This is a genomic window from Paenibacillus aceti (assembly GCF_003614185.1).
Taxonomy (GTDB): domain Bacteria; phylum Bacillota; class Bacilli; order Paenibacillales; family Paenibacillaceae; genus Fontibacillus; species Fontibacillus aceti.
On the sequence record NZ_KZ987724.1, the window covers coordinates 4061068 to 4073410 of the forward strand.

Annotated in this window: 10 protein-coding genes and 1 riboswitch; of the genes, 3 read left to right on the plus strand and 7 right to left on the minus strand. The window is 49.7% G+C overall.

Annotated elements, in window-relative coordinates; genetic code table 11:
* The 6 genes from BFJ94_RS18205 to BFJ94_RS18230 form a co-directional block, all read right to left on the minus strand.
* Positions 1-2336 (minus strand): VWA domain-containing protein (locus tag BFJ94_RS18205; protein WP_205571035.1); only part of this gene is annotated, 2336 nt, incomplete at its 3' end.
* A 171-nt stretch (positions 2337-2507) separates the two neighbouring features.
* Positions 2508-2612: riboswitch (cyclic di-GMP riboswitch) on the minus strand.
* Positions 2613-2752: 140 nt separating this feature from the next.
* Entirely contained in the window at positions 2753-3493 is a 741-nt protein-coding gene (locus BFJ94_RS18210; RefSeq protein ID WP_120463936.1) for a Bax inhibitor-1/YccA family protein, read from the minus strand.
* Between the two features lie 86 nt (positions 3494-3579).
* Positions 3580-4689 (minus strand): FAD:protein FMN transferase, encoded by a 1110-nt coding sequence (locus tag BFJ94_RS18215; protein ID WP_120463937.1) that lies wholly within the window; start codon positions 4687-4689, stop codon positions 3580-3582.
* Positions 4690-4821: 132 nt separating this feature from the next.
* Entirely contained in the window at positions 4822-5964 is a 1143-nt protein-coding gene (locus tag BFJ94_RS18220) for a hypothetical protein (RefSeq protein ID WP_205571036.1), read from the minus strand.
* Positions 5965-6148: 184 nt separating this feature from the next.
* The gene (locus tag BFJ94_RS18225; protein ID WP_120463939.1) at positions 6149-7555 is read right to left on the minus strand and encodes a hypothetical protein; all 1407 of its coding nucleotides are present in this window, start codon (positions 7553-7555) and stop codon (positions 6149-6151) included.
* Between the two features lie 94 nt (positions 7556-7649).
* Positions 7650-8624, minus strand: a complete 975-nt coding sequence (locus BFJ94_RS18230) for an aldo/keto reductase (protein ID WP_120465297.1) — start codon at positions 8622-8624, stop codon at positions 7650-7652.
* 230 nt (positions 8625-8854) lie between these two features.
* Here BFJ94_RS18230 and BFJ94_RS18235 point away from each other — a divergent pair, with 230 nt between their 5' ends.
* From BFJ94_RS18235 to BFJ94_RS18245, 3 genes are read left to right on the plus strand one after another with little or no spacing between them, the layout of a single operon-like run.
* Entirely contained in the window at positions 8855-9808 is a 954-nt protein-coding gene (locus BFJ94_RS18235; protein WP_120463940.1) for an iron-hydroxamate ABC transporter substrate-binding protein, read from the plus strand.
* A gap of 27 nt (positions 9809-9835) precedes the next feature.
* The gene (locus tag BFJ94_RS18240) at positions 9836-10846 is read left to right on the plus strand and encodes a FecCD family ABC transporter permease (RefSeq protein ID WP_120463941.1); all 1011 of its coding nucleotides are present in this window, start codon (positions 9836-9838) and stop codon (positions 10844-10846) included.
* Positions 10843-11847 (plus strand): FecCD family ABC transporter permease, encoded by a 1005-nt coding sequence (locus BFJ94_RS18245; protein ID WP_120463942.1) that lies wholly within the window; start codon positions 10843-10845, stop codon positions 11845-11847. Before BFJ94_RS18240 ends, BFJ94_RS18245 begins: the two co-directional genes overlap by 4 nt.
* A gap of 112 nt (positions 11848-11959) precedes the next feature.
* Here BFJ94_RS18245 and BFJ94_RS18250 read toward each other — a convergent pair whose 3' ends face one another.
* Complete coding sequence (locus BFJ94_RS18250; protein WP_120463943.1) at positions 11960-12238, minus strand: hypothetical protein; 279 nt, start codon at positions 12236-12238, stop codon at positions 11960-11962.
* Between the last annotated feature and the right edge of the window lie 105 nt (positions 12239-12343).

A 12343-nucleotide genomic window follows, 5' to 3' on the forward strand; every position in this document is an offset into this window, starting at 1 on the left:
GTGACAGTTTGTTCATTGGCCGTGTAGTAGAAAATGTACTCGTTTCCTTCAGCCTTCACGGTGTACGTGTCTTCCGCTTTCTCTGGAGTATAGCCCGGAACCGATACCGCCTCTAGATTCACTACTTCTCCCGTTTTTCCTGCTACGGAGATCGGTGAAGATAGCTCTTTTTCCGTGCCTTTCTCCAGATACTTCACCGTGACAGTTTGTTCATTGGCCGTGTAGTAGAAAATGTACTCGTTTCCTTCAGCCTTCACGGTGTACGTGTCTTCCGCTTTCTCTGGAGTATAGCCCGGAACCGATACCGCCTCTAACTTCACTACTTCTCCCGTCTTTCCTGCTACGGAAGTCGGTGAAGATAGCTCTTTTTCCGTACCCTTCTCCAGATACTTCACCGTGACAGTTTGCTCATTCGCCGTGTAGTAGAAAATGTACTCATTTTCTCCGGCTTTCACGGTATACGTATCTTTCACTTTCTCTGGAGTATAGCCCGGAACCGATACCGCCTCTAGATTCACTACTTCTCCCGTTTTTCCTGCTACGGAGATCGGTGAAGATAGCTCTTTTTCCGTGCCTTTCTCCAGATACTTCACAACCACGGTTTGTTCGTTCGCCGTGTAGTAGAAGATATACTCGTTATTGTCTTTGTTTTCCACTAGATAACTGTATTCTGTAGGCTCTTCTGGGGTATAGCCCGGAATTGACTTCGCTTCAAGCTCGATATGCTGGCCGACGACAGCATTATCGATCACATCCGGATCAGCGATGGCTCGATCGGTCTCGCGGTCCACATATTTCACAGTCACCGACTTCTCGATTACCTTCGCATACCCAAACTTAACAATATTGTCTGCGACCGCTTGTGGGGTAACGATTGTCGGATCATCACCGACCTTCAGTTGGTACCCGTCAATCTGCCTGGATGGGACAGAAATTGGCGCTCCGCCGACCGGGAAGGTATTCTCACCGTTGACAGCATGATAATCGCTATACAATTGTTCTGCCAGATCTGGACTCGAGACCACCTCACCAGCCGCATTGACCGGCTCTCCATCCAAGTTGACGGCGTAGCCCTTAACAAGGATTTTCACATGACCGATCTTCACTTCAGGAACTATAAATTCCTTCTCAACATGTGGATCCCCATACACATTCGTGTAATCAATCGTCGTCTTGCCGTTCGTTGGATAGAGCGTATCTGAGACAGGATTCGCGGCAGGATCAATCACCACAATATAGCTTAATGTAGCCGGCTTGCCTTCAGAGATGGTGCCGACCTCCCAACGGAATGTCTCCATCGCTTCATCCCAGACGACCTCGCCTTGAGAGACTTCATAATCCTGTCCATTCAGCGCCCCAGGCTGCAGGTTGAACTTCTCACCCATCGGGTCGCTCACTACCGCATCTCTAGCCGCAAATTTAATGTCGCTGGAGATCTCGGAAAATACCCGCTGAAGATCTTCGCTAGTTGCAGAATAGTAACCCCGATCCTGACTGTTGCCGAGTACGTATTCAGCATTGTTATTGTTGCCCACTTCCAAACCAATGCTATAAATACTAATCCCTTGCTTGAGAAGTAACTTAGCGTGGGATATCGTAGGGAGCCCATTATCCTCGACCTTATATGAACCGATTCTGTAAGGATTCGGGTTTCCGAAAAAGTCGAGAAATTTATAGCTATTCCCTGCCCCTTTTACGGAGTTAAAATCAAATTTAGTAATCGCGAAGTTGTATCTGTTATCAGGCCAGACGGAGTTCTCAGCAGCCGTCCCCTGATAGCTATATGTCGGCTCCCCATCACTTAATAGCACAATATACTTCTTATCAGCCGGACTTCTGTTCAATAGATCATCAGCAGCGTTAAGTCCCGCTTGAATATTAGTACCGCCGGAGGCCGTGATCTTGTCGATATTCTTCTTGAAATCCGCTCTCCCGGAAGCATCTGTAAATCCGGACACCTGAGACGCTTTCCCTTCACTAAACGCGACCGCCGCCAAGCGAATACCTGAATCGCTCGTCAGCAGGGAATCCGCGAAGCTCTTAGCCGCTTCCTTAGCTTTGGTTAGGCGCGTGCCAGTATTCATGCTTCCCGACTTATCAATGACAAGTACGATGTCTGTAGTAGTCTTCAGTTGCTTTCCTTCCAGGGTTAATGTGACCTTCCACTCTCCGAAGTTACCAGTAGGCTCTGCTGTCTTATTCAATTTAATAGATCCTGGATTCGGCCAAGTTGGATCACTTCCATTACTACCAGCCCCCGATGCCATAGCTGGCATACCAATCACTAGAGATATCGCGCACAACCAAGAAACGATCCACCTCATTCTACTTCTCATAGCTCCTCCTCAATTTGTTCTAATCACTCCCTGGCTGCTCATTTTTTCACAAATCTCCTCCCCTCTTCAGTACTAATATTTATCTTACGAAGGCCATTCACTGGGAATGCCTCCACAAGAGAGAAAAGCATATAAAAACAAAAAAACGGCTGCCTCACCTTGAAAAATGGTGAATGCAGCCGGACGATCATCAGACCTAACCTTAAGCAAGGGTCAGGACTATTAGACTCCAAAGCTTTGCGACCTAATCTTTCGACTAGTGTGCCCAAATAAGAAATATAAAAAGGCCCTTGTTCTCTGGATGAAGAACAACGACCTTGATGTGACAATAATATATTTCAGATTTGAAGCTGGAGTCAATCGCTAAAAAAGGTAAATATATACTAGTTTTGTCGAAGCCGGATCACTAGTTTTGTCTAATCTCGGCTCCAGATTTTGGCGATTAAACGGAGCAGTTCGAGATACAGCCAAACGAGCGTGACCATCAGGCCGAACGCGCCATACCACTCCATATACTTCGGAGCCCCGTTCTGTGCGCCATTCTCGATAAAGTCAAAGTCCAGCACCAAATTCAGCGCTGCGATAATTACGATGACTACCGAGATCCCGATACCAATCGGCGTGCTATCATGCAGATAAGGAATCTGAATGCCGAACCAGCGCAGAACGATGCTAAGCAGGTAGACCAGCGCAACGCCACCGGTTGCCGAGACTACACCTAGCTTAAAGTTCTCTGTCGCCTTGATAATTCTAGTCTTGTAAACCAGCAGCAGGGCGAGGAATACTCCCATCGTCAACAAGGCTGCCTGTAAGGTAATTCCGTAATAAGCACTCTCATATATTGCTGAGATCGCTCCGAGGAAGAAGCCTTCGCAAAGCGCATAGACAGGCACCAAATAGGGGGAAATCGCTGGCTTAAACGCCAGGATAAGCGCTATAACAAACCCGGCAATAGCTCCGCCGATGGCGAAAGGAACTACATTCTTGCCCTCGAAGAACATCATCCATGTACTGAAGGCACTTCCCAGTAAAATAATGAGCGTAATGAACGCTTTATTCACTGTGCCTCCAATCGTCATCCGGTTCATATCACTAAACTGACCGGCTCTTTCAAAAGTCTTGTCACTTAAAGTGGGATTTCCGCTACGACCTATCAAGAATAAATCACCTCATCAATGAATTTGTATCTATATTACCATAATACTTCGTCCAATCCCATAATATCCCTACCATTTTAAACAAACTATAATGCCTTTGCCCCACTCGCCCCGCGACTCTTCATGATCTTCTGCATACCCTTCGTAGCTTCCAGCGTCCCGTCAGGCATCACCCAAAGGGCCTCTACCCCATCCAACTGCTTGACCAGAGCAGCACTCTCTTCATAAGGCAGCAGGAATATCACTGTGGACAGAAAGTCAGCCAGCCCCGAGTCCTCAGTGACGACGGTAACCGCGCGATAATAATCGCCCGGCAGTAACGTCTTCGGATCGATCAGATGATGATATCTGACACCGTCTACCGTATAATACCGCTGATAATCACCGCTGCTGACCACAGAAGCATCCTTTATAAAGACCGTATCCAGCAAATTATCCTCTTCCACCGTAATCAGCTTATTCGGATTCTGAATACCAACGCCCCAGCGCTGCCTTACTCCATCCAACGGCTGGCCTACAGAGCGGATATTACCGCCTGCACTGATCATGAAGGAATTCATTCCCGCAGCCTTCATTTCCTTGGCGACCAGCTCCGTTGCGTAGCCTTTAGCGACAGCCCCCACACTAAGCGACATTTGCGGATCAGCCAGATAAACCGTACTATTCACCTCATCGATAATTACTTGGTCAAAATCGGTGTGCTCCGCAGCCTTCCTCAGCGCTTCCATCGGTGGCAGCTCCGCCTTCTCCGGGTTGGCCATGCCGGCCTCACGATAGTCATGCCACAGATCAAGCACAGAGCCCATCGCGATATTGGTCTCTCCGACCTTCCAATACCATTCCTTAGAGAACTGGATGAGTTCAATAATCTCCCGGTCTACCTTCACAGGCTGAATTCCCGCTTGATCATTAATCGTCTTCAGGTTGTTCAAGCCTTCGTAATTGTTGTAGATATCGTATAAGCAATGCAGTTCAAGAAATCGCTCGTGAATTTTCGCAAAATATTGATCGAATTGCGCTTCATTCTCCGTATACGCCACCACCTGGGTCATCGTATCGAAAGCATCAAAGAAGCTGTCGCTAAACTTAGGGTATACAACGTTCTGTTGATCCGCCTTGGCTGTACAGCCTGCCAGCATGAGGACTGCGATCATGATAGCCCATAGCCATCTGCTCTGTTTTACTATTCTATACATGGTTCACCTCTCAACCGCTTCTTTCCGTGCTTCATCTATCTTAACCCGGTTTTAAGCAAAACTCCCCCATAAATATGGGGGAGTCTGTTCTCATTACTATTTGTACAAAAGCTTTATAAAAGAGCAACCTTATTATTTCGCGTTATCATAGGATTCAACCAAACCAGCGATATAATCCTGAACACTGATCGTAACGGAGGAGGTCAGATCTGCCTCATCCGGAACTGCTGGATGTGCCTCGTCTTTTTGCTTCGTCTTCATGCCCTTGATCTCATCAACTGACTTGCCAACCATCCAGTCACCAAGTGCCTTCGCTTGTTCGTACCAGTCTTTGCCGATGGAGGAAGCCTTCTTCATGCCGTACTCGTCGCCAAGCTCAACCTTCGTCTTGATCTCCGCATTCTTATCGGAAGTCACCTTACCATCCTTGTCGAAGTTCACCTTCGTCTGTGCGTTGTCGATGATCGTTCCCGCAACCTTGCCGTCTTTGTCAAATGCGGTAACTACCATAACTGTGTTAACTTCTGCAGCTGGCAATACCTCTTGGCCATCCTTGGAGCTCAAGCCCTTCGACTTGGCGATAGAGATGTCCGTGCCAAGGCCTAATTTCTCAGCACCCGCTTGCACATCCACCGCATTATCGTAAGCTTCAGTTACACCTTCAATGAAATCAGATACGTTCATCGTAACTGTAGAAGACAAATCAGCTTCATCTGGAACTGCCGGATGATGATCATCCTTCTTCTTCGTCTTCATCGCCTTGATCTCATCAATGCTCTTGCCGACCATCCAGTCGCCAAGCGCCTTCGCTTGCTCATTCCATTCCTTGCCGATGGTGGAAGCCTTCTTCATGCCGTATTCATCGCCAAGCTCTACCTTCGTCTTATTCTCTGCATTTAAATCGGTAGCCACTTGCATATCCTTGTCATAACTTACCTTCGATTGAGCATTATCGATCTCGATCTTAACTACCTTGCCGTCTTTATCAAATGCTGCCGCAACAATCGTCGTATCCACTTGTGCAGTAGCCATCGTATCGCCTTCCATATCCTTCGAGCTGCCAATGGATGTAATGTGACCAAGGCCGATCTTGGCAATTTGTCCTGCTGCCGCTTCCGACCCTGCTGCATTGTTCGTCGAGCCATTGTTCGTTGATTCGTTCGCTGCAGGTTGGTTGGAATCACCTGAGTTGGATTTCTTGTCACCACAGCCAGCCAGCATAGAGACAGCAACCATAGATACCAACAATGCATACATCATTTTCCTCATTTTCATGTAAGCCCCCTAAGATAAACTTTTTTAAATAAAAGTGAAATATTTCACTATATAGGTGAATTCTATCACAATCTTTTTTGGTATACAATACCTTAATTTCCTGTCCCAAAAGTGAAAACTCTGTGAACCACTGAAACAACTATCTCCAGATAGTTGTTTCAGTTAAGTTATATCTTAGTATACCTCATACCAGAAAAATAGCCACCAACGTGGTTACTGCAAGCCCGATCAGCACAGGCTTCAAATTGCGCCGAGCCAGCTCAAACGGGCTAACTCCGCAGATCGCCGCAGCCGGAATCAACGCCCAGGGAATGAGCGTACCGCCTCCCACCCAAATGGCCGCAACTTGGCCCAATGCAGTCAAGGTGGCCGTGCCGGAATGAGTCGCTGCCGCGAATAGCTGCGCTACCGAGCCAGCTAGCGAAATCCCAGAGAATCCAGATCCATCCAAACCGGTGATCACCCCGATGATCGTCAGCGTAATCGCGCCAACCGCCTTATTCAGCGGTACGATTTCAGCCAGTGCAACCCCGAGATCATTCACAATGCCATGGGAGGCCTCAGGGAGTACATTACCGAACAACTCCGTAAAGGCAGCATCTCCTAAATAGAAAAATGCAGCGATCGGGATAACCGGGCCGAACACTTTGAAGCCAAATACGAAGCCATCGATTAAATAGGAAGTAACTTTCTCCAAGCCACGATTGCGATGCGCTAACAAAGTAACGACGATCAGAATGAATACTGCCGTACCGCCTACCAGAGCAGTAGCGTCGCCCCCCTGTAAATGCAGCAGGAACATCGCGATGACGTCGGCCAGAAAAAGCAGAGGAATCGCGATCGCCAATCCTTTTCTCATCCCAGGCGAAATAACTGCTTGCTCCCCATCCTCTTCAGACTGTAAATGAGCTTGAGTCTTCCCCGCCACAAGTCCGTCTCTCCATGTCCCACGCTTCATATCGCGGCGCATCATCCAGAAGGCAGTGATTGTCGTCACCAATCCCATGACGATGACGAGTGGAATACTTGCCTCCATCACACTGGAAACAGGTAATCCAGCCGCATCCGCGGTCAGCTTCGGAGCGCCCTGAATAATATAGTCACCGGACAGAGCAATCCCGTGGCCGAACAGATTCATCGCCATCGCGGCGCCGAGCGCTGGCAATCCAACCCGGACCGCCACCGGCAGCAGCACCGCGCCGATTAAGGCTACACCGGGAGAAGGCCAGAAGAACCAGGAGGTGACCATCATAATGAGGCCGATTCCCCAGAAGGCGATCGCAGGCGTCCTTATAAAATGTGTCAGCGGCGCGATCATCGCTTCATTAATACCCGTACGCATTAATATCTGGCTCATCGCCACAATGATCGAGATGATCATAATCGTTCCCAGCAGTTCTCGGGTAGCATAGACGAAAGAATTGAAGACGCCGGATATCGACCCGCCGAGGGTCTCCGTAGCGATTATCCCTAATATGAAGATCCCCGCCACACAAATCATGGTCGTATCGCGGCGTCGGATCAATAACGCCATAATCAATACGATAAAAGTCAGATACACATAGTGGATTGCCGTTAAATGAATCCCCATCCCAGGCACGCCCTCTCCTGCTAACAAAGTCGTGCTATATGCTATGCTTGGGCCTGGGCAAGGGTTCAAGCCAGACTATTCCGGTCAAGGGAGCTTAAGGCAAACGATAGGTGGCAAATGGCTCACTATATCTGCTCGATTGGCTGATTCGGTCAAGTTCCTCGGCTAGAGTCGCATCCAGCTCGATCTCCACACTGCGCAGGTTCTCCTTCAACTGATCTGCACGGGTCGCACCGACAATGACCGTACTGACCGCAGGCTGATGCATCAGCCAAGCCAGGGCAAGACTGCTCGGAGTATAGCCATGCGCAGCCGCCAGCTCACTTACTTGGTCGCCAAGCGTGACCGTGCGCTCGTTAATGAAGCGATTGAAGCTAGGGTCTTTATCCGCCCGCGAATGCGCTGGAATTTTAGCTGTCAAGCTGTATTTTCCACTTAGAATCCCCCCTGCCAACGGATAATAAGGAATAATGCCAACCCCTTGATCCAGACAGAGAGGAACCATCTCCTGCTCTGGGGTCCGATCGGCCAAGGAGTAACTGATCTGCAGTGACACAAACCGATTCAAGCCCTTCAACTCACTAATACCCAGCGCCTTCATCAGCTCCCACGCTGCATAGTTGGAAGCACCGATATAACGCACTTTACCCGCCCGGACCATATCATCAAGCGTGCGCAGCGTCTCCTCCAACGGCGTATGAGGATCGAAGGTATGGATTTGATACAGATCGATATAATCCGTATTAAGCCGCTTCAGGCTCTCTTCCAATTCATGCTGCAGATGATAGCGCGAGGAGCCGCGCTGATTCGGGCCCTCTCCCCTTACTAGCCCAGCCTTCGTAGCGAGCACAACCTGATGCCGCCTGCCAGCAAGGGCTTGCCCAATGATCCGTTCCGATTCCGTCCCGGCATATATGTTGGCCGTATCTATGAAGTTAATGCCGTTATCCAGCGCCTCATCCATAATCCGTAGTGAGGTTGGCTGGTCCGCTCTTTTACCGAATGAATTCGTCCCGAGCCCCATTGCCGATACTTCAAGCCCACTGTTACCAAGTCTGTAATACTTCATATCACTCAGCTCCTCCACGTAAAAATAACCCTTCTTGCGCCACAACAACAGGCGGCCTCACCCCAGCATATCATATCTGGAATGCATGCTACATCTTGCCGTGTATCCTTATATTCGGATGCCTGGAGCTTTAAATTATTTATTGACATCTCCTGTACCTACCTATTATATTTATAACGTCCGCAAATGATAATCATTATCATTTATTATATTTTAAGGGAGTAATAGACATGAAAAAGATTATTCTACCTCTGCTGTTGATCTGTATTTTGTTGATCAGCGCCTGTGGCAACCAAGCACAAACTCAGAATAGCGCTGCTACAAATTCAAATACCAAGACAAATGCTGTTACGAATGACGGCAGCTCCAAGGATACAATTACCTATCCATCCGAGAACGGACCGATCGAGGTGCCGGCGCATCCAGAGCGCGTCATCGTCCTGTCCAGCTATGTTGGCGACGTTCTATCCCTCGGCGTCCATCTGGTCGGCGTCGATTCCTGGTCTAAGATGAATCCGAACTTCCAGGATCAATTAAAAGATGTCGAAGAAGTATCGGATGAGAACCTGGAGAAGATCATCGAGCTTAACCCGGACTTGATTATCGGCCTGTCCAACACCAAAAATCTGGACAAGCTCAAGTCGATCGCGCCGACGGTTACCTTCACCTATGGTAAGGTGGACTATCTGACGCAGCATCTTGAGATCGGCAAGGTACTGAACAAGGAGAAGGAGGCGCAAGCCTGGATCGATGACTTCAAGCAGCGGGCAGAGAAAGCTGGCGAGGAAATCAGAGCCAAAATCGGTGAGAATGCGACAGTGTCTGTCTTCGAGAATTTCGACAAGCAAATCTATGTCTTCGGTGATCACTGGGCCCGGGGAACGGAGATTCTGTATCAAGCTATGAAGCTGAAAATGCCAGAGAAAGTCGAAGAATCGGTGCTTAAAGACGGTTATTACGCTCTATCGCCGGAAGTATTGCCGGAATATGCAGGAGACTATATCATATTAAGTAAAAATAGTGAGACCGATAACTCCTTCATGAACACGGATACGTATAATAATATCCCGGCGGTCAAGAATGGCCATGTCTTTGAAGCGAATGCTCAGAGCTTCTACTTCAACGATGCACTGACGCTGGATTATCAGCTTGACTTCTTTATTAAACATTTTCTCGGAAAATAAGTCATTTCAAAAAGAGAGACGAAACTGATGATGAGATCAAATCGACGTTCCCTATCATTCCTGATCCAACTGATCGTTGGATGTATATTATTAGTGCTCATATTTGCGATAGCGATGACATTAGGGGCGGCGGACACGCCGCTTCGCGATGTCTGGTTAGCCCTGACTTCCCATGCTAGTGGGGAGTCTATTTCGATCATCCGGGAAATCCGCCTGCCGCGAGAAATCGGTGCGATGGTCGTCGGGGCCGCTTTGGCTATCTCCGGGGCGATGATGCAGGGGATTACGAGAAATCCACTGGCCGATCCCGGTCTGCTTGGCTTAACCTCAGGGGCTAATGCCGCCTTGGCGATTACACTCGCTTTTATTCCCGCTGCGAACTATTTCGGCATTATGATCGCTTGCTTCATCGGGGCGGCCCTGGGGGCTACGCTCGTGCTTGGCATCGGCGCGCTGAAGAAGGGTGGGTTATCCCCGCTGCGTCTCGTCCTGGCTGGTTCGGCCGTGTCTGCCTTCCTCTATGCCATCGCTGAAGGAGTCGGCATCTACTTCAAAATCTCCAAGGATGTCTCCATGTGGACCTCCGGCGGAGTGATCGGTACGACCTGGGGACAGCTACAGGTCATCGTTCCCTTCATTCTTATCGGAATGATTCTGTCCCTGCTCTTCTCCAAGCAACTGACCGTGATGAGCTTAAGCGAAGAAATCGCCGTCGGCTTGGGCCAGAGGACAGCGCTGATCAAAGGACTGATGATTGTACTCATCATTATTCTGGCCGGTGCTTCGGTCGCATTGGTCGGTAACCTGGCTTTTATTGGCTTGATGGTGCCGCATTTAGTCCGCGGTGTCGTCGGAACCGATTACCGGTACATACTGCCGATGTCCGGCATTGGGGGCGCTGCATTCATGCTGATCGCCGATACGCTCGGCCGTACGATCAACGCTCCCTACGAGACGCCGGTAGCGGCTATCGTCGCTATGATAGGCCTGCCATTCTTCTTGTTCATCGTACGCAAAGGAGGTAAGGGCTTGTCATGAACCCATCCACTGCTGTTAGAAAACAACGCCAGATCGTCGCGATCCTGATTCTGCTCATTATTGTAACCACCGTGGTCGGCATGGGAATGGGGTATTCGTCATTATCCTATAACAGACTGATTCCGACACTATTCGGGCAAGGGACATTCAAGGAAGAGTTCGTGCTATTCTCGGTACGCTTACCGCGTATTGCCATTACACTGCTATCCGGTATGGCACTGGCCCTGTCGGGGGCTATCCTGCAGAGCATTTCACGTAATGATCTGGCCGATCCGGGCATTCTCGGCATTAACTCGGGGGCTGGCGTCGCCATTTCCGTCTTCTTCCTGTTCTTCCCGATCGAAGCCGGCTCCTTCATCTATATGCTGCCGATCGTCGCCTTCATCGGCGCGGTGATAACGGCCTGTCTGATCTATATTTTCTCCTATAGCCGGACAGAGGGGCTTCAGCCGGTCCGCTTAGTGCTGACCGGGGTCGGATTCTCCATGGCCTTATCGGGAATCATGATCGTACTAATCTCCTCTGCGGAACGGTCGAAGGTCGATTTTATCGCCAGATGGATTGCCGGAAATATATGGGGCACGGACTGGGTGTTCGTATGGGCGATGCTCCCCTGGCTGCTGATCCTCTTGCCGTTCACCTTCTATAAGGCGAATCGGATGAACCTGCTGACACTGGATGAGCATGTTTCGATCGGTGTCGGAGTGCCCGTCGAGCGGGAAAGGCTCATTCTGCTCCTGACCGCCGTCGCTCTGGCTGCCTCAGCCGTATCGGTTACCGGGGGCATCGCCTTCGTCGGTCTGATGGCGCCGCATATCGCCAAGGCCCTCGTCGGGCCAAGGCATCAGCTATTCCTGCCGATCGCTGTCTTAGTCGGCGGCTGGATGCTGCTGCTGGCCGATACGATTGGCCGCAATATCGCTGAACCGAGCATCCCGGTCGGGATCATGATCTCGTTCATCGGCGCGCCTTACTTCGTATACCTGCTGTTAAAGAAATAAGAGACGCGCTATCTCTTATCAAGAAAGGCCCTCCTCTCCACTACAGATGGAGAATGAGGGCCTTTCTTAGGTGGCAGGACCTAAGATCCTGCCAAGCGAACAGAAAAAACGATTAGCGCTCTGAAGTTTCCTGCTGCTGATTCAGCTTGTCAAGTCTGTCCTTCTCCACGGCCAGCATCTCCTCAGCCAGCTCGACCCCTTGGGGCCCTAAAGAACGGTTGACCTGCCGAATCGATTGCTCGGCATGCTCCATACTATTCTCCGCCTGTTCCACGGTCTGTTCCGTAGGATGGCTAAGCGCCTGGGATACGGCATGGTGCAGCTTGTTCACTGAATTTTGCGCGCGAGCTACAGTGCTATCTGCTTGCAGACTGGAATCGTAACGTTTCATGAATGAGATACTCTCCCTTCTGAAATGTTTCTGTTCCCCATTAGCATGATGTAACTCGGAGCTTCTTATACCTTACTTAAGTGGCCTTGATCCGATCCGTGGACG

Excerpts from the sequence above, each read along its gene's own strand:
- BFJ94_RS18240 (WP_120463941.1), top strand. The coding sequence starts at position 9,836 with ATGATGAGATCAAATCGACGTTCCCTATCATTCCTGATCCAACTGATC.
- BFJ94_RS18230 (WP_120465297.1), bottom strand. The coding sequence starts at position 8,624 with ATGAAGTATTACAGACTTGGTAACAGTGGGCTTGAAGTATCGGCAATG.
- BFJ94_RS18245 (WP_120463942.1), top strand. The coding sequence starts at position 10,843 with ATGAACCCATCCACTGCTGTTAGAAAACAACGCCAGATCGTCGCGATC.
- BFJ94_RS18220 (WP_205571036.1), bottom strand. The coding sequence starts at position 5,964 with ATGAAAATGAGGAAAATGATGTATGCATTGTTGGTATCTATGGTTGCT.
- BFJ94_RS18250 (WP_120463943.1), bottom strand. The coding sequence starts at position 12,238 with ATGAAACGTTACGATTCCAGTCTGCAAGCAGATAGCACTGTAGCTCGC.
- BFJ94_RS18215 (WP_120463937.1), bottom strand. The coding sequence starts at position 4,689 with ATGTATAGAATAGTAAAACAGAGCAGATGGCTATGGGCTATCATGATC.
- BFJ94_RS18225 (WP_120463939.1), bottom strand. The coding sequence starts at position 7,555 with ATGGGGATTCATTTAACGGCAATCCACTATGTGTATCTGACTTTTATC.
- BFJ94_RS18235 (WP_120463940.1), top strand. The coding sequence starts at position 8,855 with ATGAAAAAGATTATTCTACCTCTGCTGTTGATCTGTATTTTGTTGATC.